General features: G+C 67.1%; 17 protein-coding genes and 2 pseudogenes. 15 read left to right on the top strand and 4 right to left on the bottom strand.

Annotation, left to right across the window (positions count from 1 at the left end; translation table 11 throughout):
• Positions 1–38: 38 nt before the first annotated feature.
• Genes HWX14_RS19420 through HWX14_RS19375 form a run of 10 tightly spaced genes read left to right on the top strand, consistent with a single transcriptional unit; the run spans position 39 to position 11,439 of the window.
• Positions 39–1,169 carry a polysaccharide biosynthesis/export family protein gene (locus tag HWX14_RS19420; protein WP_244130267.1) on the top strand — a complete coding sequence of 377 codons (1,131 nt, stop codon included), beginning with the start codon at positions 39–41 and terminating at the stop codon, positions 1,167–1,169.
• A complete protein-coding gene (locus HWX14_RS19415) occupies positions 1,166–1,657 on the top strand; it encodes a low molecular weight protein-tyrosine-phosphatase (protein WP_175884037.1) in 492 nt (163 codons plus the stop codon). The genes HWX14_RS19420 and HWX14_RS19415 overlap by 4 nt, the downstream gene beginning before the upstream one ends.
• Positions 1,658–1,664: 7 nt before the next feature.
• Complete coding sequence (locus HWX14_RS19410) at positions 1,665–3,917, top strand: polysaccharide biosynthesis tyrosine autokinase (protein WP_175884036.1); 2,253 nt, start codon at positions 1,665–1,667, stop codon at positions 3,915–3,917.
• Positions 3,918–3,936: 19 nt separating this feature from the next.
• On the top strand, positions 3,937–5,115 hold the full coding sequence (gene wecB, locus HWX14_RS19405; protein WP_175884035.1) for a UDP-N-acetylglucosamine 2-epimerase (non-hydrolyzing): 1,179 nt from the start codon (positions 3,937–3,939) through the stop codon (positions 5,113–5,115).
• Between the two features lie 28 nt (positions 5,116–5,143).
• Positions 5,144–6,388, top strand: coding sequence for a UDP-N-acetyl-D-mannosamine dehydrogenase (gene wecC / locus HWX14_RS19400; protein ID WP_175884034.1), 1,245 nt, complete (start codon positions 5,144–5,146; stop codon positions 6,386–6,388).
• Positions 6,389–6,407: 19 nt separating this feature from the next.
• A complete protein-coding gene (locus HWX14_RS19395; RefSeq protein WP_175884033.1) occupies positions 6,408–7,676 on the top strand; it encodes a hypothetical protein in 1,269 nt (422 codons plus the stop codon).
• Positions 7,673–8,920, top strand: a complete 1,248-nt coding sequence (locus HWX14_RS19390) for a hypothetical protein (RefSeq protein ID WP_175884032.1) — start codon at positions 7,673–7,675, stop codon at positions 8,918–8,920. The genes HWX14_RS19395 and HWX14_RS19390 overlap by 4 nt, the downstream gene beginning before the upstream one ends.
• Positions 8,917–9,933, top strand: coding sequence for a glycosyltransferase family 4 protein (locus HWX14_RS19385; protein ID WP_175884031.1), 1,017 nt, complete (start codon positions 8,917–8,919; stop codon positions 9,931–9,933). The genes HWX14_RS19390 and HWX14_RS19385 overlap by 4 nt, the downstream gene beginning before the upstream one ends.
• Positions 9,864–10,694 carry a WecB/TagA/CpsF family glycosyltransferase gene (locus HWX14_RS19380; RefSeq protein ID WP_279611820.1) on the top strand — a complete coding sequence of 277 codons (831 nt, stop codon included), beginning with the start codon at positions 9,864–9,866 and terminating at the stop codon, positions 10,692–10,694. The genes HWX14_RS19385 and HWX14_RS19380 overlap by 70 nt, the downstream gene beginning before the upstream one ends.
• Complete coding sequence (locus HWX14_RS19375) at positions 10,684–11,439, top strand: heparin lyase I family protein (RefSeq protein WP_175884030.1); 756 nt, start codon at positions 10,684–10,686, stop codon at positions 11,437–11,439. The genes HWX14_RS19380 and HWX14_RS19375 overlap by 11 nt, the downstream gene beginning before the upstream one ends.
• 93 nt (positions 11,440–11,532) lie before the next feature.
• Here HWX14_RS19375 and HWX14_RS19370 read toward each other — a convergent pair.
• Positions 11,533–11,625 (bottom strand): annotated as a pseudogene (locus HWX14_RS19370) (1-aminocyclopropane-1-carboxylate deaminase); the annotation flags it as partial.
• A gap of 1 nt (position 11,626) precedes the next feature.
• Between HWX14_RS19370 and HWX14_RS19365 the strand changes: the two are divergent.
• The 3 genes and pseudogenes from HWX14_RS19365 to HWX14_RS19355 form a co-directional block, all read left to right on the top strand.
• Positions 11,627–11,716: pseudogene (locus HWX14_RS19365) on the top strand (Lrp/AsnC family transcriptional regulator); the annotation flags it as partial.
• Positions 11,717–11,945: 229 nt separating this feature from the next.
• Positions 11,946–13,667 (top strand): ubiquinone-dependent pyruvate dehydrogenase, encoded by a 1,722-nt coding sequence (poxB, locus tag HWX14_RS19360; protein WP_175884029.1) that lies wholly within the window; start codon positions 11,946–11,948, stop codon positions 13,665–13,667.
• 502 nt (positions 13,668–14,169) lie between these two features.
• Complete coding sequence (locus tag HWX14_RS19355; protein ID WP_175884028.1) at positions 14,170–14,757, top strand: methyltransferase domain-containing protein; 588 nt, start codon at positions 14,170–14,172, stop codon at positions 14,755–14,757.
• Positions 14,758–14,927: 170 nt separating this feature from the next.
• Here HWX14_RS19355 and HWX14_RS19350 read toward each other — a convergent pair whose 3' ends face one another.
• Both HWX14_RS19350 and blaOXA read right to left on the bottom strand, forming a co-directional pair.
• Positions 14,928–16,067, bottom strand: coding sequence for an acyltransferase (locus HWX14_RS19350; RefSeq protein WP_175884027.1), 1,140 nt, complete (start codon positions 16,065–16,067; stop codon positions 14,928–14,930).
• The gene (gene blaOXA / locus HWX14_RS19345; RefSeq protein ID WP_175884026.1) at positions 16,064–16,873 is read right to left on the bottom strand and encodes an OXA-1043 family class D beta-lactamase; all 810 of its coding nucleotides are present in this window, start codon (positions 16,871–16,873) and stop codon (positions 16,064–16,066) included. The genes HWX14_RS19350 and blaOXA overlap by 4 nt, the downstream gene beginning before the upstream one ends.
• Before the next feature lie 860 nt (positions 16,874–17,733).
• Here blaOXA and HWX14_RS19340 point away from each other — a divergent pair.
• A complete protein-coding gene (locus tag HWX14_RS19340; RefSeq protein ID WP_175884025.1) occupies positions 17,734–18,300 on the top strand; it encodes a hypothetical protein in 567 nt (188 codons plus the stop codon).
• A gap of 27 nt (positions 18,301–18,327) precedes the next feature.
• Here HWX14_RS19340 and HWX14_RS19335 read toward each other — a convergent pair whose 3' ends face one another.
• Positions 18,328–19,203: a LysR family transcriptional regulator gene (locus HWX14_RS19335; protein WP_027782171.1), complete on the bottom strand. Its 876-nt coding sequence runs from the start codon at positions 19,201–19,203 to the stop codon at positions 18,328–18,330.
• A gap of 159 nt (positions 19,204–19,362) precedes the next feature.
• Between HWX14_RS19335 and HWX14_RS19330 the strand changes: the two genes are divergently transcribed.
• Positions 19,363–20,682: a DUF3422 domain-containing protein gene (locus HWX14_RS19330; protein ID WP_175884024.1), complete on the top strand. Its 1,320-nt coding sequence runs from the start codon at positions 19,363–19,365 to the stop codon at positions 20,680–20,682.
• The last annotated feature ends 11 nt before the right edge of the window (positions 20,683–20,693 follow it).

Raw genomic sequence — 20,693 nt, 5'->3', positions numbered from 1 at the left:
CCGTCGTGCTGTTGTCCGCTTGCGCGGTCGAGCCGGGCATGCACATGAATTTCGCGAACGATGCGCCGCACGACGGCGGCATCGCGACGCAGACGCGCGACGACGGCCTGACGGTGGCGATGCGTCGCATCGATGCAACGTCGCTCGGTCAGCCTCAGCAAGCCTCCGTCTCGGGTGACGCGGCGTCGGTGCCGATCGGTGCAATCGACGGCGCGCTGATCGCGGCCCAGCGGCGCGATGCCCGCGCACAGGAAGAACGCACGCGCGCCGCGCTGTTTGCGGCGCCGGCGCCGTACGCGATCGATGCGGGCGACGTGTTGCAGATCACCGTGTGGGATCACCCCGAACTGGCTGCGGCACAGGGCAATCCGGGCAACCAGACGGTCCGTCCCGCCGATCCGCCGACGGGCTTCGTCGTCGATCAGGCCGGCAATCTGGCGTTTCCGTATGCAGGCGAACTGCATGTCGCGGGCATGAGCACGAGCGAGATTCAGGCCGCGCTGCGCGCGCGGTTGTCGAAATGGTTCGTCGCGCCGCAAGTGACGGTGCGCGTCGCGTCGTATCGCGCTAATCGCGTCTATATCGACGGCGAAGTCCATGCGCCGGGCGCGCAAGCGCTCAACGACACGCCGATGACGCTGCTCGAAGCCGTCACACGCGCGGGCGGCTTCACGGCCGGTGCGGACCAGAGCCGCATGACCCTCGTGCGCGGGGGTGTCGCCTATCCGGTCGATCTGCCGGGGCTGATTCGCGAGCGTCTCGATCCGTCGCGCATCGTGTTGCTCCACGGCGATTTGCTGCAGGTCGGCGCGCGGGACCAGTTCGGCGTGTACGTGATGGGCGAGGTCAACCGGCCGACCACGGCGCTGCCGCTGCGCAACGGCCGGCTCACGCTGGCCGATGCGCTGTCGCAGGCCGGCAGCGTCAATCAGGGTACGGCCGATCCGAAGCAAACCTACGTGATTCGCGCCGGGGCAGACCGGCAGGCGCAGGTATTTCATCTGGACGGGCGCTCGCCGGTGTCGATGGTGCTGGCCAACGAATTCGAGCTGCAGCCGCGCGACGTCGTGTACGTCGACAGCACGAAGCTCGCGCGCTTCGGCCGCGTGCTCGCGCAACTGCTGCCAGCCATCAACGCGGGCCTGACCGCCGCGATCGTCACGAAATGATGAAGCGGATCCTGGTGGTGTGTACCGGCAACGTCTGCCGCAGCCCGGCTGCGCAGGCACTGCTGTCGCGCGCGTTGCCCTGCCGCACGATCGAGTCGGCTGGCATCGCGGCGATCGACGGAACACCGATCGATCCGGTGATGAATGAATTGCTGGCCGCGCGCGGCCTCGACCTGTCGCCGCACCGGGCCCGACGCGTCGACGCCGGCATCTGCCGGTGGGCCGACGTGATTCTCGTGATGGAGACCGCGCAGCGCCATCTGATCGAGCGCGCCTACCCGATGACGCGCGGCCGCGTGTATCGCGTCGCCGAGCGTTACCAGACCGACGTTCCCGACCCGTACCGCCGAAGCCGTCATGTGTACGACTACGCGATGAAGCTGATCGAGCACGGCGTCGTCGACTGGGCTGCCCGAATCGCCCGCGTCGAATCGAACCGGCCGCGATGTCCGGATGCCGACGCGGATGCGCCGGAATACTTGAAGTGAGCCTCAGATGAACGTAACCACCCCAGGTCGGCCCCCTGCACCCGATGCCGACGAGCTCGATGTGCGAGGCATCCTCGACGTGCTGATCGCGCACGCCGGCCGCATCGCCGCGGTCACCGCGGCGTGTACCGCGCTCGGCGGCACGTATGCGCTCGTCGCGAAGCCGGTCTACAAGGCCGACATTGCCGTGCAGGTGGAAAGCGGCGGCTCCGACCTGCGCAGCATGGCGGAAGGCGGGCTCGTCGGCGGGCTCGGCGCGCTGTTCGACGTGAAGTCGACCGACGACGGCGAAATGGAAATCCTGCGCTCGCGGCTCGTGACCGAACCGGTCGTCGACGGCCAGCGCCTGCATATCGACGCGCGGCCGCGCCGCGTGCCGGTGATCGGGGCCGCGATCGCGCGCTTCAATCGCGGGCTGTCGACGCCCGGCCTGTTCGGGCTCGGCGGCTTCGTCTGGGGCAAGGAGCACATCGACGTGACCGCGTTCGACGTGCCGCGCGACTTCCACGAACACCCGTTCATCGTCACGTTGCTGGGCGACGGTCGCTACCGGCTGTCCGGCAACGATCTCGACCACGATGTGGAAGGCGAGATCGGCGAGCCGCTGCGCGTGAAGACGGCCGCCGGCGACGTGACGCTGCAGGTCGCCGGCATCGAAGCCGCGGCCGGGGCGCAGTTCGTCGTGAAGGCCGAGTCGAAGCAGGTCGTGCTCACCGACCTACAGAAGAAGCTGACCATCGCGAATCGCGGCAAGGATCAGTCCGGCGTGATCGGCGTGTCGTACGAAAGCCATGACCCGGTGCGCGCGGCGGCCGTGCTGAACGGGATCGCCGACAACTACGTACAGCAGAACGCGAACCGCAAGGCGGCGACCGCCGAGAAGTCGCTGGCGTTCCTGAGCGATCAGGTGCCGACGGTGGAGCGTCAGTTGCGTACGGCGGAGGATCGTCTCAATGCGTACCAGGCCCGCCATGAAATCGTCGATCTGACCGAACAGGCGAAGGCGATGCTGACGCAATCGACGGCCGTGCAGACGTCGCTGTTCGAACTCGAGCAGAAGCGGCTCGCGCTCGCGTCGACGTTGACGCCGGCGCACCCGGAGCTCACCGCGGTCGACCGACAGATCGCCGCGGCCCGCGCGCAGATCGGGACGGTCAACGAGGCGATCCGGCGCTTGCCTGACGCGCAGCGCAACGTCGTACGGCTGCGCCGCGACGTGACCGTGCAAACCGAGATCTACGTCGGCCTGCTGAACAGCATCCAGCAGCTTCGCGTCGCGACCGCCAGCAAGATCGGCAACGTCCGCGTGATCGATCGCGCGATCGTACCGGACGAGCCCGTGCGGCCGAAGCCGATACTGGTCACGGTGATTGCCGCGCTGGTGGGCCTCGTGCTCGGTACGTGCGGCGTCATCGGCCGCGCGGTGCTGTTCGGGCGCGTTACCGATCCGGCCGAGATCGAGCGCGACACGGGCCTGAACGTGATGGCGACGATTCCGCACAGCGCCGCCCAGCGCCGGCTCGCGCAGCGCGCCGTCGCCGCGCATGGCGGCGCGCCGATCCTGTCGCTGGCACGGCCGAACGAACCGGCGGTGGAGGCGCTGCACAGCCTGTGCACGGCGCTGCGGTTCCAGTTGATGGACTGGCCCGACGGCAACCGCGTGCTGATCACGGGGCCTTCCGCGGGCGTCGGGAAATCGTTCGTGTCGGCCAACGTCGCCGCGTTGCTCGGACAGTCGGGCCAGCGCGTGTTGCTGGTCGATGGCGACCTGCGACGCGGGGAGCTGGCGAAGCGCTTCGGCGTGCGCCCGGATATCGGCCTGTCGACCCTTCTTCGCGGCGGCGTGGCAGTCGACGACGCCATCGTGCGCGACATCGCGCCGAACGTTGATCTGCTGCCGGCTGGGCCGCGTTCCGACCGGCCGGTCGAGCTGCTGTCGGCCGATCGGCTGGCGGCATTGCTGACGCACGTGGGTCGCGATTACGGCGTCGTACTGCTCGACGCGCCGCCGTTGTTGCCGGTGACGGACGCAACCGTGCTGGCCGCGCAAGCGGACACGATCCTGTTCGTCGCGCGCTCCGGTGTGACGACCACGGGCGAGCTGCTCGAATCGGCGAAACGGATCGAGCGCGTTGGCGTGCGCACGACGGCCGTCGTGTTCAACGGCTTCCGGCCGGGGCTGCGCTCCGCACAGTACGGCAACTACGGCGCTTATGCGTATGACGGCGCCGATTCGCCCACCGCGCCAGATCGCGCGTGATCCGCCGACGGAGAATCCGATGACCCACCGCTACGAAAACATTCTCGTTACTTTCGGCACCCGTCCGGAAGCCATCAAGATGGCGCCGCTCGTCCATGCGTTGCGGGCGCGCAAAGGCGTGCGCTGCGGCGTCTGCGTGACCGCCCAGCATCGCCAGATGCTGGACCAGGTGCTCGACCTGTTCGGCATCGTGCCGGATGTCGATCTCGACCTGATGCGCGCCGGGCAGACGCTCGGTGGCCTGACCGGGCACATCCTCAATGCGCTCGACCCGGTGCTGGAGGCGTTCCGGCCCGATCTCGTGCTCGTGCACGGCGATACCACCACCACGCTCGGCGCGACGCTCGCGGCTTACTACCGGCGCATCCCGGTCGGGCACGTGGAAGCCGGCCTGCGTACCGGCAACCTGTATTCGCCGTGGCCGGAGGAGGCGAACCGCCGGGTGACGGGCGCGCTCGCGCTGCATCACTTCGCGCCGACCGAAACGTCGCGCGCGAACCTGCTCGCCGAAGGCGTCGAGGCCGGCCGGGTCCACGTGACCGGCAACACGGTGATCGACGCGTTGCTGACGGTCACCCAACGCCTGACGCGCGACCGGGTGCTGGTGCAGCAGATGCGCGAGCGGTTCCCGTTCGTCGACGATGCGCGACGCATGATTCTCGTCACCGGCCATCGTCGTGAGAACTTCGGTCGCGGCTTCGAGCAGATCTGCGAGGCGATCGCGACGATCGCGAAGCGCTATCCGGAGTGCCGCATCGTCTATCCGATGCATCTGAATCCGAACGTGCGAGAACCCGTCATGCGGCTGCTCGGCGACATCGACAACGTCGTGCTGATCGAGCCGCAGGAATATTTGCCGTTCGTCTATCTGATGGGCCGCGCATGGCTGATCCTGACCGATTCCGGCGGGATCCAGGAAGAAGCGCCGTCGCTCGGCAAGCCGGTGCTCGTGATGCGCGACACCACCGAGCGGCCGGAAGCCGTCTCCGCCGGCACGGTGCGGCTGGTCGGCACCGAGGTCGAGCGGCTGGTCGGCGCGGTGGTCGAGCTGTGGGAGGACGGCCGCGCCTATCGTGCGATGAGCCGCGCGCACAACCCGTACGGCGACGGCCGCGCGAGCGGGCGAATCGCCGATCTGCTCGTGTCGCCCCCGACATTGACGCAGGGGCCGGCCTATCTGGCCGGCTCGCTCTGCTGAATTCCCTGACGTCTGGAGAACCTCATTCATGTCATTCGAAACCGTTTCCGTCATCGGGCTGGGCTATATCGGCCTGCCTACCGCAGCGGCCTTTGCCGCACGTCGCAAAAGCGTGATCGGCGTCGACGTGTCGCAGCATGCGGTCGATACGATCAATCGCGGCCGGATCCACATCGTCGAACCCGAACTCGATATGCTCGTGCATGCGGCCGTGACGCAGGGCCACCTGCGTGCGACGACGACGCCCGAGCCGGCCGATGCGTTCCTGATCGCGGTGCCCACGCCATTTACCGACGGCAACAAGCCTGACCTGAGCTACATCGAGGCAGCGTGCCGGTCGATCGCGCCGGTGTTGAAGAAGGGCGACCTGGTCGTGCTGGAGTCCACTTCGCCGGTCGGCGCGACCGAACGGATGGCGACGTGGCTGGCCGCGCAACGCCCGGACCTGACGTTCCCGCAGCAGGCCGGCGAGCGTTCGGACATCCGGATCGCGCATTGCCCGGAGCGCGTGCTGCCGGGCCACGTGGTGCGTGAACTCGTGGAGAACGACCGCGTGATCGGCGGGATGACGCGCAAGTGCGGTACGCGCGCGCAGGAGCTGTATGCGGTGTTCGTGCGTGGCGAATGCATCCTGACCGATGCGCGCACGGCCGAAATGTGCAAGCTCACCGAGAACGCATTCCGCGACGTGAATATCGCGTTTGCGAACGAGCTGTCGGTGATCTGCGACCAGCTCGACATCAACGTGTGGGAACTGATCCGGCTGGCGAACCGCCATCCGCGCGTCAGCGTGCTGCAGCCGGGGCCGGGCGTCGGCGGGCATTGCATCGCGGTCGATCCGTGGTTCATCGTCGATTCGGCGCCGGAGCACGCGCGGCTGATCCGCACCGCGCGCCATGTGAACGACGACAAGCCTCATTTCGTGGTCGAGCGCGTGCGGCACGCGGCGAGCCGGTTCCGCGAGCCGGTGATCGCGTGTCTCGGCTTGGCGTTCAAGGCCGATATCGACGATCTGCGCGAGAGCCCGGCGATGAAGATCGTCGAGGCGCTGGCCGAGCATACCGACGCGATGTTGCTGGTCGTCGAGCCGAACGTCGACGTGCTGCCGGCGTCGCTCGACGCGAAGGCGCGGCTGTGCGATCTGCATACCGCGCTCGCCGAAGCCGACGTGATCGTCATCCTCGTCGATCACGCGCCGTTCCGTCGCATGGACCCGATGCGGCTGCAGACCAAGGTCGTGATCGACACGCGCGGCGTGCTGGCGCGCGCGTAACGGGCGGGATGCGCGAGTCATGATGCGGAACGCCGATGCCGGAAAGCTGCTGGGCCGTCTCGAGGCGCTCGTCTGCACGGGCGCGCCCGGCCTGTATCGCGTACTGACGTTCTGGGTCATCCAGCGGATCTATTCGCTGGACGAACTCGGGCATGCGGCGTCCAACCTGTCGATCGCGCAGATGATCGGCTTCTTCACCGCCATCGGCTGGGCGACGCTGATCCTGGTGCGTGTTCCGGCGAGTGACGGGAGGCAGGCGGCGTGCGACGCGTTCTATTCGCTGGTGTCGATGGCGGGATGGACGACAGTGGCCGCCACGCTTGCGTGCGTGCTGGTGTCCGTGACCGGCCTCGTCGCGTTCGATCTCGGCGGCGTGGTCGCGCTGATGTGGGGCTGGACCGTGTATCAGCTCGCGCGACATTTCTTCGTGTCGACTCGTCGCTACCGGATCACGATCGTGTTCGATTGCCTGTTGATCGCGGGTTCGTGCGCGATGCTCCAGGTCGGCACGCGTCACGGCTATTCCGCGTCGCTGTGCCTGGCGGTCGTGTTGATCGCTGTGGCTGTCACGATGCTCGTCGCGATCGGTGTGCCGGCGCGTGGTGCGTTCTCGACGCATCTCGACATGAAGGGGCTGCAGTTCGGGCTGACCAATTTCCTGTCCGGTGGCATCACGCTGGTGATTGTGCCGGCGGCCAAGGCGATGTGCGGCGCGTCGTTCGCGGGGATGCTGTCGCTGTTCGCGTCGGTGACGGCGGTCGGCAACCTGCTGCCGCGCGCCATCTCGATCGCGCAGTTGCCCGATCTCGTGAAGCGGAAGAAGGACAAGGCGCCGCTCGATACGACGCTGGGCGCGATGCGGCGCAACATCGATCTGTCGAATCTGGTCGTGCTGGTGGTGAATCTGGCGGTGGTGGGGGGGCTGACTTATCGCCACGGGTTCGACGACGACGGTGCATACATGGCGCTCGCGGGCGGCGCATTGCTGGCGATTCAGTGCGCGGCCGGGGTGCTTGGCGTGGTCGGCAGTAACGTGATGATGGCGTTCGAGAAGAGTGCCGCCACCGCGCGGATCAACGTCGGTACGTCGACGCTGTTCATCGCGCTGCTCGGTGGCAGCATCGCGATCGGCGGCAAAGCCGGCTTCTTCTGCATGCTCGTGTCGGCCGTGGTTGTCACGCTGATTCGGAACGGGATCGTGGTCTTGCATGCGCGGGGGGTGTGTTCGGCGTATGCGGCATCGATCAGCGCCGAGGACGTTCCGGTCGCGTCGGGAGTGCGCCGATGAACGTCGCGATTCGAGTCCCGACGATGGCGGGTCGTCGCTCACGGGTCGCCGACCTGGGCGCTGGCCTGCTGGCGCTGGCGTACTTCGTCTTCTGCGTCAGCGATACGTTGCTCACGCTCGACGACGATCGCTCGCAGACCGTCAAGATGGGCGCGTTCGCGCTGGTGTTCGCGGCGATCCTGCTGCGTCCGCGCTTTCACCGGCTGGCCGTCGTTGCGTGTCCTGTCGCGGTGTCGCTTTGCATCGGGATGCTGTTGTCGTTCAACGCGGCGGCGGGCGTCGAGGAACTCGTCCGCTTCCTCTTTCCGGTTGCGATAACGGTGGCGATCTTCCCGTACCGCGATCGGCTCGACGTGCTGGTCAGGACGTTCATCGGCGTGGTCGTCAGCAACGATCTGTTCCAGTTGTACTTCTATGCTTCGTACGCGAGCGGGCTGCCGCTGTTCATGCCGGTCCGGATCGACTCCGGACTGTTCCTGCGCGCCCAGGGATGGATGGGATTCTTCTCGGAATTCAGCTTCATCAATCTCTGCGCATTCCTGCTGTGTCGCTGGTACTGGTCCGGCCGCCGCGCGGCGATGGCGTCGTGGGGCTTCCTGTTCTTCGGGTTGCTCGGCTTCTCATTCAAGCTGTTCGCGGCGCTGGCGTTCTATCCGTTCGTGAGGAACGTCAGGGACGTACGCGCCTGGCTGGCCGCGGCCGGCATGGCGGGCGCGATCCTCGTGCTGATGGCGATGGGCGCGCTCGATTCGCTGTTGAAGATCGGCATGGCGAAAATCCTGTTTTATGTCGTCGCGGGCAATTCGGCGCGCGCCGAATCCTATCGCGTGATGTTCGAGTCGATCCGCAACGGCAATCTGCTCGGCGAGGGGCTGGGCAGCTTCGGGGGGCCGGCCTCGGTGAAATTCTCGTCGCCGCTCTATCCGCTTTATCACTTCGACTGGTACGGGCTCGGCGGCCTGTTGAAGACCACCGACACGTTCTATCCGCACCTGTTTGTCGAGATGGGCGTGTTCGGCGCGATCGCGTGGCTCGTGTTCGTGGTCGCTTACGGGCAGGCGCGGCGCAAGCCGACCGTGTGGTTCTACATCGTCGGCGCGTTCTGTTTCGACAACATCTTCTCGATGGCGTTTGTGTCGCCGTCTTACGTATTTGCCGCACTGCTGGCCATGTACGCGTTTTCATGGGGGCGGTCGGGGGCCGGCCGCGCGTCTCGCAACGGTGCGATGGAGGTTCGCTCATGAAAATTCTCGTCGTCACGAACATGTACGTCGGCAGCAACCGCGCGAGCCCGTGGCAAGGCGCGTTCGTGACCGAGCAGGTCGAGGCGCTCCGGCGTTCGGGCGCCTGCACGGTCGACGTGCTCGTCATCGAAGGGTATCGCGACAAGGGCGAATACCTGCGATCGATCGGGCAGGTCTGGAAGGCGGTGCGCGCGGGACGATACGACATCGTGCATTACCACTTCGGCCTGAGCGCGTGCTCCGCGCCGCTGGTTCGCTTGCTTACGCGAGCGCGAATCGTCATCACGTTCCACGGTACCGACATTCTCGGCCCGCTGTGGATGCGGGCGGTGTCGAAGGCGATGGCCTGCTTCGCGCACGCGTGCATTGGCGTGAGTGCGGAGATTTCATCGCGTTTGATCCGGCTGTGCCGGCGCTGCGAGACGATTCCGTGCGCGGTCAACGAGACGGTATTCGTCGAGCACGGTGCCGATGCGCGTGTTGAATCCGCGTTGCCGATCGTCGTGTTTCCGTCTTCCGCGCAACGCCCGGAAAAGAACTATCCGCTGTTTGCACAAGTGCTCCGGGAACTGTCGGAACAGCATGGCATCCGGGTGCAGGAGCGACATATCGACGGCCTCGAGCGCGACGAGGTGTGCAACCTGCTGGCGCGTGCCGCGTGCCTACTGATGACGTCGACCCGCGAAGGGTCGCCGCAATCGGTCAAGGAGGCAATGGCGGTCAATCTGCCGGTGGTATCGGTCGATGTCGGCAACGTGCGGCAACTGCTCGACGGCGTGTCGCCTGGCATGGTCGTGTTCGACCACGACGCGGGCCGGCTGACGAACGAGCTTGCGGATGTGTTGAAGGCCGGCACGCGATCCAACGGTCGTGAGCGGCTCGCGGCGCTCGGGTACTTCTCCGCCGATGTGTCCGCGAAGTTGGAGGCGCTGTATGCGTCGCTTTGCCGGCCGCCGCGATTCGCCCGCGCGGTGCAGGCTACCGAAAAACGGGACAACGAGGCCATGCAATGAACCGTGCCGAATTCTTTTCATGCCCGATCGATCTGATGTCGATGAACGAGACGGTCGATTGGATCGGGGCGAGAGTGGCGAAGCGGGAATTCACGCAGCACGTGGTCGTCAACGTCGCGAAGGTCGTTCATTTGCAGCGCGATGTTGAGCTTGCCGAGTCGGTTCGCGCATGCGACATCGTCAACGCCGACGGCATGGGCGTGGTCTGGGGCGCGCGGCTGCTCGGTATCCCGGTGCCGGAGCGCGTCGCCGGCGTGGATCTTTTTCAGCGCTTGCTGGCACTGGCCGAAACGAAAGGGCTGCCGGTCTATCTGCTCGGCGCGACGCAGGAAGTCGTGGAGCGGGTTGTCGCGGTGACGGCGGCGCGGTATCCGCGGTTGCCGATCGCGGGATATCACCACGGCTATTTCTGGAACGACGAACAGGCAGTCGTGGACGACATCCGCCAGTCTGGCGCACGGTTGCTGTTCGTCGCGATCACGTCGCCGCGCAAGGAGAATTTCATCAATCGCTGGAAATCGCAATTGGGCGTCGATTTCGTGATGGGCGTAGGCGGGACGTTCGACGTGGTGGCCGGGAAGGTGAGGCGGGCACCGCTGTGGATGCAGCGCAGCGGCCTGGAGTGGGCGTTCCGCGTGATCCAGGAACCGGGACGGATGTGGCAACGCTATCTGTCGACCAACAGCCGGTTCCTGATGATGCTGACGGGCGCATATGTGTCGCGGTTGTTTCGACGAAAGGGAGCGGTCAATGCGCAGTAGCGTCGTGCTTGCCGCATGCCTTGTCGCATCGGCGTGTCAGGCAGGCCCGCACGACGGCTTGCCTGAGGGAACGCACTTCTATCGATCGGACTGGGCGCGCGGCATCGATTCGCGGCTTCGTCTGCAGGTGCCGGCGCCGCAGAACATTGCGACCGGCGGCATTTCCGGGATTCGCGGCCCGCTGTTGAGGGTGATGATGAGGCGCTCGCAGAATTTCAGCGGCGTGGCGAGCGGAACGCCGCGTTCGGAGGTCAGCTTCTTTCCGGTGTTTCGTTTCGTCAACGGACGCGACTACGAAGTGCGCTGGTCGACGGTGATTCCCGCCGATTATCGGTTCGATGCTCGACAGCCGGAACTCATCGCGCAGTTGCATCAGGGCAGCAACGACGGATCACCGCCATTCGCGTTGCTGCTGAACGCCGGGACATACGAAGTCGACGTGCGTGGCGCGCCGGGTACGCCGAGCCGGTCGTTTGCGTTCGGCGACCCGTCGGCGGACAGGGGGAGATTGGTCCGATGGGTGCTGCGGTATCGCCCGGACGATCGCGGAATCGACGCGCTGACCGAGGTGTTTCGGAACGGCGAACGCGTCGTGCATGCGACGGGCGTACCCAACGCGTTTCCGAACGAACGCCAGGCTTACTTCAAGATCGGTCTCTACAAATGGTGGTGGAAGACGCGGCCCTCCGACGTGACCGACCGGACGATGTATTACGGCGACGTCGAGATGGAGGTATTGCGGTAGGCCGTGCCCGGGCGAGGTGATATCAACTCGCATATGCCCCGACGGTCGGGCGAGGTGCGAAATCAACCCTCCCGAGAAATCCGCTATAAGCACCCCGCCGGGATGCGCGTACAGCACCTTCGACCCCGGCTCGAATTCCCCGCGCGGCACCTTGCCGATCATCCCGCGCATCGATTTCCCTTCGTAGAAGCAACTGCTGTACCTGCCCGGCGCGCGGCAGGTGCGCTCGTTCATGATGCTCAAGGAGATCCTGTCGATGCATGCGCTGCCGGTGTAGCGCAGGCGCCGCCGGCAACCGGGCGGGCGCTCGGGCGGCAGCGGCGACGCTTGCCTGACTTCGCGGAGAAAGCGACCCGCCGGCACGGCCGCCGCGCTGCCACGCATCCCGCTCGCACCGTCACGACACCATTCGGCGTGATCGCGTATGCTCGTCCCGTCATCGGCAAAGGCAGCAGCTGCCGGAGCCGAATCAATCGTATGACGACCGATCAACGAGCGAGGACATTATGGCAAGACAGACGATGGCGGAATACCTGGCGAAGACGCTGGCGGCAGCAGGCGTCGAGCGCATCTGGGGCGTGACGGGCGACAGCCTGAACGGCCTGTCGTTCAGCTTGAGCCAGATCGGCTCGATCCGCTGGATGCATACGCGGCACGAGGAAAGCGCCGCGTTCGCGGCCGGAGCGGACGCCGCGTCGACCGGGCGGCTCGCCGTATGCGCAGGCAGTTGCGGCCCCGGCAACCTGCACCTGATCAACGGGCTGTACGACTGCCACCGCAATCACCAGCCGGTGCTCGCGATCGCCGCGCACATTCCGTCGACCGAGATCGGCCTCGGCTACTTCCAGGAAACCCATCCGCAGGAGCTGTTCCGCGAGTGCAGCCATTTCGCGGAGCTCGTGACGAACGCGTCGCAGTTCCCGCGCGTGCTGGCGCGCGCGATGCGCACCGCGATCGACGAGCGTGGCGTCGCGGTGATCGTGCTGCCGGGCGACATCGCGCTCGGCGACGGCCCCGACGAAGCGCCGGCGTGGAGCGAATCGGCGCCGCCGTCGATCCTGCCGGCCGATGCCGACCTCGACCGGCTCGCGGCGCTGCTCAACGGGTCCGACGCGGTCACGCTGCTGTGCGGCAGCGGCACGCAGGGCGCGCACGACGAAGTGGTCGCGCTGGCCGACACGCTCGGCGCGCCGGTCGTGCATGCGCTGCGCGGCAAGCAGTTCGTCGAATGGGACAACCCGTTCGACGTCGGGATGACGGGGCTGATCGGGTTCAGCTCCGGCTATCACGCGATGGAGTCGTGCGACACGCTGCTGATGCTCGGCACGGATTTCCCGTACCGGCCGTTCTATCCGGCGAATGCGAAGATCGCGCAGATCGACTGGAAAGGCTCGCAGCTCGGCCATCGCGCACCGCTCGCGCTCGGGCTCGTCGGCACCGTGAAGGAAACGATCGCGGCGCTGCTGCCGCGGCTCACGCGCAAGACGCAGCGGCGCTTCCTCGAGAATGCGCTGAAGCACTACGCGGCCGCGCGCAAGGGGCTCGACGATCTCGCGGTGGCCGAGCCGCCGGGCCGCGCGATCCATCCGCAGTACCTGACGAAGATCGTCGACGAAGTCGCGGCGGAGGATGCGATCTTCACGGCCGACGTCGGCACGCCGACGCTGTGGGCCGCGCGCTACCTGACGATGAACGGCAAGCGGCAACTGCACGGCTCGTTCAATCACGGCTCGATGGCGAATGCGATGCCGCAGGCGCTCGGCGCGCAGGGCGCGCATCCGGGGCGGCAGGTCGTGTCGCTGTCCGGCGACGGCGGGCTGTCGATGCTGCTTGGCGACCTGCTGAGCGCGCGCCAGCTCAAGCTGCCGATCAAGATCGTCGTGTACAACAACAGCCTGCTCGGTTTCGTGTCGATGGAGCTGAAGGCGGCCGGCTATCTCGACACGAACGTCGACCTGAGCCCGACCGACTTCGCGGCGATCGCGAAGGGCGCCGGTATTTTCAGCGTGCGCGTCGAGCATTCGGAGAACGTCGAGCACGCGTTGCGCACGGCGTTCGCGCATGACGGGCCGGCGGTGGTCGACGTCGTCACGTCGAAGTACGAGCTCGCGATGCCGCCGAAGATCGAGCTCGCGCATGCGAAGGGCTTCAGCCTGTTCATGCTGCGCGCGATCCTCAGCGGGCGCGGTGACGAGATCGTCGAGCTGGCGAGAACCAACTTGCGGTGAGGGCATGTCGCGCGCCGTGCAGCGAGCATGGCGCGCGGTTTACGGCCCCCCGGCGATGCCGCCCAGTCGCACGCGGCTTCGACGAACAACCTCGACGCGGCGGGCGGATGGCGGTTCGCGGGCGAGAGACGTCGCGCGTCGAGATCCTGTCCCCATTTCGGCCGTCAGGGACCCGACAGCCGACGGCCCCATCGCGATCGAGCCGGCGCCGCAGCAAATCCGGATCGTCGGCGAGCGTTATCCCGTTTGCGCTTGCAGCAGCGCGTCGATCGTTGATCGTGAACCTGATGGCTGATCCGGCACGAATTGGTCAGGCAAATCAGGGTCAATCTTCACGTCGCCTTAAGTTTGCGTTTCCTAGAATCGATGGACCGTCGCGCGTCCAGCGGCGGACCGATTTGCCCAGGAGGATGCGCATGAACCTTGCCCGTGTCGCCGTAACCCTGTTCCGCGCGGTCATCGGCACGTCGCCGCTGACCGCACAAGCGCCGGAGGCCCGCCGATGATGTGGCCGAACGCGTGGCGTGTCTCTGCACTGTTCGTGCGCGAGTGGGTCGGCCGGCCGGCCGCGGTGGGCGCGTTGTGTCCGAGTTCGCGGCATCTGGCGCGCGAGATGGCCGACGCGGTGCCGGACGGCGACGGGCTGGTCGTCGAACTCGGCGGCGGCACCGGCGCGATCACCGCGGCGTTGCTCGAACGCGGTATCGCGCCCCGGCGTCTCGTCGTGGTCGAGCGCTCGCCGGCGTTCGTGCAGCATCTTCGGCGGCGCTTTCCGGGTATCTCGATCGTGTCGGGCGACGCGCGGCAGCTCGAGCGGCTGCTGCCGCCGGGTGCCGCGGTTGACGCGATCGTGTCGTGCCTGCCGCTGCGCACGCTCCCGCGTGAGGACGTGACGGCGATCGTCGCGCAGTGCCGGCGCGTGCTGTCGGCCAACGGCGTGATGATTCAATTCACATATGACTTACGGCCGCCCGGCCGTCACCCGCTGGGCGATTCGGGATTCGTCGCGTGCGACAGCCGGATCGTGTGGGCCAATCTGCCGCCCGCGCGCATCGTGACCGTGCGTTGCGCCGCAGCATACGTCGGCTGATGCCGGCCGTGCGGGGCGCCAGCGCGCGGCGCCGCATCCGGTCATCTCAGCGGCCATACCGATCCTTGCGGTCTCCCTTCATCTTGCCGTCACTTGGGATTTCTGCATCGTGTTTGCGATACGGCCGAACCGTGGCCGGTTTCTGCTTTGCTCGCGGCCACGTGGAGAAGCTAGACGCGCGCGCTGTCCGTTACCTGCGCCGCAGGCCGCAATGCGACGCGCTTGATGAGGCGATCGAGCGGCGTCGCATAGCCGCGTGCGATGACCGCGCTCAATGCTGCCGACAACACCAGATACGCGACGAGCAGCGCCAGCTTGCCGTCGCCATGCGTGGCAGACGGCGGCCAGAACGTGCGCAGCGTGCCGAGCACGATCAAATGAAACAGATACAGCTCGTAGCTGAGCCGGCCGCCCCAGCGTAGCGGCGCGAGCATGCGGCCGTGAGCGGGTGTGCGTTCGGCATGCGCGCCGATCAGCAGCACGGCCGTGCCGAGCGCCATTGCCGATACGCCGAGCACATGGCTTTCCGCGATCGGCCACGCGAGATAGAGCACAGTCATCGCCGTCGCCGCGAGCCATTGCACGGGCGCGGCCGCGAGCACGTGCCAGCGCGCGCGTTCGGCGAGCAGCGCGGTGCAGCAGCCGATCGCGATGCCGTCGAAGCATGCGAAGTACGCGTACAGGAAGCCGCCTTCGTCGCCCGGATGCGTGTAGCGGTACACGGGACCGATCGCGGCAATCAGCAACCAGAACGCGAACAGCCGCGTGTCGCGACGCAGCGCGATGCACAGCAGCGGAAACGACAGGTAGAACACCTCTTCGACCGACAGCGACCACAGCACGCCGAGCGCGTAGTTGACCCATCCGTACGCACCGATCAGCACGTTCATCCAGAACGTGAGCGACGCCAGATTCACGAGCCAGTACGACACCGCGATGCCCTGCGGCGCATGGTTCGTGAAGATCGGCACGCCGGCCGCCGCGAGGCCGTTGACGAGCGCGAGCAGCAGAAGCAGGCACGGGACGATCCGCGCAATGCGCGACACGTAGAACGCGCGCACGTCGAGCGCGCCGAGGCTGCCCCAGCGGCGGCGCGCGTTCGACGTGATCAGGTAGCCCGAGATCGCGAAGAACATCGTCACGCCGTAGTTGCCGTTGCGCACGATCGCATGGATCGTGTCCCAGCCGAGTACGTGTGCGAGCGCGGTGTCGCGCAGCGGATACGCGATGTTGAAATGGTGCAGCAGGACGAGCAGGATCGACACGCCGCGCAGCAGGTCGATCCGTGCGTTGCGCGGGCCGGCGCTCATTGCGGCGGGGCCGCCGGCTCGGCGAGCGCCGGCAGCGCCGCGACGAACGTGTCGCGCGAGCGCAGGCCCGCATTTGGCGTCTGCCGCTCGTCGTCCTGGATCAGGTTCGCGAACACCAGCGTGCGCGGCCCCTTCGTCGCCCAGCCGACGAACCAGCCGTACGCGTGTGCCGCGTCGTACTTGATGCCCGGCGAGCCGGTGCCGGTCTTGCCGTGCACCGTCCAGCCGCCCGGTTGCGCATCGAGCAGCGTGATGCGAGCGGTCATGTCGTATGCGTGCGCGCTGACGGGCAGCGTCCGCTGTACGATCTTGCGCATGAACGCGATCTGTTCGAGCGGCGAGATCCGTAACGACGAATTGACCCACGCGCCCATCATGCCGGGGAGTTCACCTTCTTTGCTGCTGACGTCGGCGTTGCCGTAGCCGAACGCGCTCGTGTACTGCTGGAAGCGTGCCTGCCCGAGCGTCTGCGCGACCTGCTCGGAATACCAGAAGATCGACAGCTTCATCCAGCGCGCCGGGTCGGTCGGTTCGCGCCACGGCGCGCCGCCCCAGTCGGGGTAGCCGGCGTGGAAGTCGAGCGTGGGTGCGTGCTCGTCCTTCAGCACGCCCGCATCGAAGCCCATCAGGCTGATGGCGACCTTGAACGTCGATGCCGGCGTGACGCGGGTCGTGCAGTCGCCCTGCTGCACGAGCACGTTGCCGGTAGTGGCGTCGGCGACGACGGTGCAGACGGGATGAGCGTGAGCGGACGCGGCGGCCACGAGGCCGGCGAAGGCGAACAGCGCGTAACGCCAGTGCTTCAAGTGCAGCTCCTTGGAAAGCGGGTGGGAGGTGTGCGGGGCCGGCGGGAAGCGGGAGGAAGGCCCGTGCGAATCGAAGCGACGGCCGGCACCGGAGATGAGGTCGATTGCGGCCGTCGGAATGGGCCACAGTGTATCGGCGGATCGCCGGCTGCTGACCTGTCATGGTTGACGGGGCACGCGTGCGGCCTTCGTCGTTACCGCGGCTGCGGGCAGGGGCTGCGCGTGGTTTCGACGCGTTACAGGTCCGGATCCAACCCGAAGTGCAGAAGCGTTTCCCGGCGACAACGCGCCTCGGCGTCGGCTATCGAGATGACGCTCAGCGTGCTCTTCGATCGGTCGATCGGCCCCACGTCGAAGACTTTTCGTTGCGGTGGCGCAGGCGAGTGGAGGACCGACGGTGTATCGGGCGCGACGGTAGCCGTATTTGAAGCATGCGTGTGCCCATCACGACAGCCCCGACACCGCATGCGCGGCGCACGGGGCGCGATCCAGGCGCTCGCCTGCCGTTTTTTGCACGACCGACCCGTTTTTTTGCACGGCGTTTATACGGGCGCTTCTAAGCTGGGGACGTGTCGAACAGCCGGGACGGCTTCCGTCCGCGCCATGACCTTCCATCATTCCTTCCCCCCCAACTCGATCCCGCCGGCCGCCGGTCGTGCGCCGGCGCATCTGACCCGTTCCGCTGTTCCCGTTGCCCCGGCCGCGCCTGCCATTGCCTCATCGTCCGCTGAACCGGGAACGGCGATTGCTCGGCTAATCCGCTGCTGATTTCGCCGGCCGCCGTGTTGTTTCGCGGCCGGTGACGGTGGACGTTTGTGCGCTGCGTCGAACGCGGCGCTACCCCTGAACAGGGAGGGCCTATGTACCTTACGGAAGAAGTGCGTATTGCGCGCCCGGCTGCCCGTCGCGCGCATACCGCGGCGTTGCCGTCGGGCAGGCAGCTTGCCCGGCAGTTGACGGTGACGGTTCGCGCGGCGGACGTGCTGCTGCGCCAGGCGATTCGCGTGCCCGATCGCCATCAGTGGTCGGTCGACGCCGAACGCGTCGATGCGGCCGGCGGGCCGCTCGCCGCGTGGGATTCCCACGTGACGTTTCGCATCGTCAAAGTATTCGCGCCGGCGTTCGATGCGGACGCGTGCGCGGCCGACCCCGATCAAGTGGCGGTCGAGATTCGATTGTTTCTTCCCGAACAGGCTTACGTCGCCGAGCGGCGGATCGGCGTCTTCGGCCGGCGGCACGGCCACCGGTTCAGCGCGACGCTGTCGGTCACGGCCGGCTCGCAGTGGGGCGGCCGGCGCAGCGAGCACGTTTCGCCCGCGGGGCGCCACGTACACGGCGACACGCTGGAAGCGCTCGTCGATACGGTGGCGGCCATCGTCAATGCAGCGTTGCTCGCGGCCGGACATGGCACGACCGGCCATCGGTGACGCCGCGACGAGCGTGCGCCGGCGGGCTCACGCGTCGCCGGTCTGCCCGGTCTGCCGCTGCAGGTCTTCCATCAACTGTTCCGCGAGGAAGTCGCACGGCGGCCGTTTCGACTTCGTGCTGCGCGCGAGGATCAGCTCGAGCGGCGGCAGGTCGGGCAGCCCGTGCGAGCGGCCGAGCATCGACAGTTGCGCGGGGATCGCGCAGCGGGCGAGCGGCGCGACCGCGAGGCCGGCCTCGACCATGCTGAGCAGCCCGAGCAGGCTCGGGCTTTCATACGACGTGCGGTACGGCACTTTCGCGCGTTCGAGGCTGCGGATCGCGTTCTCGCGCGCAACGCTGCCCGGCATGAACACCGCGATCGGCAGCGGCCGTTCCTCCCAGACGCGCGGCCCGTTCGTCATCGCGGCCCACGCCATCGGCTCGTGGCGGATGAAGTCGCCGGTGAGCCCCTTGATGCGCGTCCCGCACACGAGATCGACGGTGCCCTCCTTGATCAGCGGCGCGAGCGCGCTGCTCGGCAGCCCCATCACCTGGATCTCGACCTTCGGGTAGGTCGCGGAGAATTTCTTCAGCACCGACGGCAGCAGCGACGACGCATAGTCGTCCGGCACGCCGATCACGACCTTGCCGGTCACTTCCGGCCGCACCACCGCCGCCCATGCCTCGTCGCGCAGCGCCAGCATTCGTCTGGCGAATCCCAGCAGCACCTCGCCCTCGCGCGTCAGCACGATGCTGCGCGGCTTGCGTACGAACAGCGGCCGGCCGATCGCATCCTCCAGGCTCTTGATCTGCATGCTCACGGCCGACTGCGAGCGGTTCACGGCTTCGGCGGCGCGGGTCATGTTGCCGGTTTCCGCGACGGCGACGACGGTGGCCAGCACGTCGTGATCGAGCATCTTCATAGGTATCAGGAAAACTGAACGTAACGATCAGCATTATGCGTTTTTATTGTTGCTGTGTGTCTGCCATAGTGCGATCACGCTGGCGTTTCGCCCGAGGGCGGCGCGGCGGTTGGCCGGCCGGTCCGGCGTGCGGATTGAACAGGAAAGCGTGGTGAATCGATGATGGACCATCCGTTGCGCGCCGCACTGGCCGCGGAATTGCATGCCCGGCCGTTCCTGCGGCTCGCCGAAGCCGTGTCGCTCACGCATTACGCGATCTATGCGGACGGCCAGCCCGACATCCACGAAACGCTGCTGCACGCGCTGTGCCGCGATACCGGCATCGACGCGCCGCACGAAGGCGCGACGCACTACGCGGTGCAGTCGCCGTGCGGCTGGCACCTGAAGTGGGAGCGCCACACCGAATTCTCGACCTTCACGTTCGTCGCGCCGCGTCGCGACACCGGCTATTTCGACGATCTCGCGATCGACGGCATTCCTGCCGCGTGGTTCGCGCGGCTGGCCGGCATCCGCTTCGTCGCGGTGCGGATGGAGCTGCTGTCGGGCGACGCCGCGCGGCTCGTGTGCGGCGACCTGCGGCGCTGGATCGACGGGCCGGCACTCGTCGGCAGCCGCGTGCTCGGCGGCGGCAAGGTGTTCTGCGACTGGCACGTGCGCGACGATGGCTTCATGCGCTTTCTCGTCGTGGACGAGGATTTCCGCGAGGAGCAAGGCGGCCGCCTGTTGCAGCGTCTGTACGAAATCGAAACGTACCGGATGATGGCGCTGCTTGCGCTGCCCGTCGCGCGCCGGATGAGCCGCGAGCTCGACGAGATCCACGCGGCGCTGCATGCGTTGATGCAGCGGATGGACGCGAGCGGCGCCGACGGCGACGACGCCGCGCTGCTCGTCAAGCTCACGCATCTCGCGGTGCGGGTCGAATCGTTGTCGGGATCGGGGGCGCGCTTCAGTGCGTCGCGCGCGTACGAAAAACTCGTGCTGGCGCGCATCCACGAGTTGCGCGAGGAGCGTATCGAAGGGATGCCGACGATCGCCGAATTCATGGAGCGGCGCTTCGCGCCGGCGATGGAAACCTGCCGCAGTGTGTGGGCACGCCACGAGCAGATCGCCGCGCGGATCGCGCGTGCGGTCGACCTGCTGCGCACCCGCGTGAATCTCGCGCAGGAAAAGGACGTGACGCGGCTGCTGGCCGGCATGGAGCGCACCGCGCGCAACCAGCTTCATTTGCAGCACGCGGTCGAAGGGCTCTCGGTGGCCGCCATTTCGTACTACGTGCTGTCGCTCGCGACGGCGGCGTTCAAGGCACTGCACGTGATGAACCTGCCGGTCGATCCCGAACTGGCGGAAGGGCTGCTGATCGCGCCGGTCGTGTTCGCTGTAATTCACATCACGCGGCGCACGCGTGCGCAGCTTGCGCGGTCGGAGGCGGCACATGACGGCGCGACTGCGCAGGTAGCAGCGTTGAAGCAGGTCGGTTAGACCATCAAAAA

The organism is Burkholderia sp. BCC0044 (genome assembly GCF_902832955.1).
Classification (GTDB): domain Bacteria; phylum Pseudomonadota; class Gammaproteobacteria; order Burkholderiales; family Burkholderiaceae; genus Burkholderia.
Note: the sequence above shows the minus strand (reverse complement) of the source record. Positions and strands in the feature narration are given on the sequence as shown.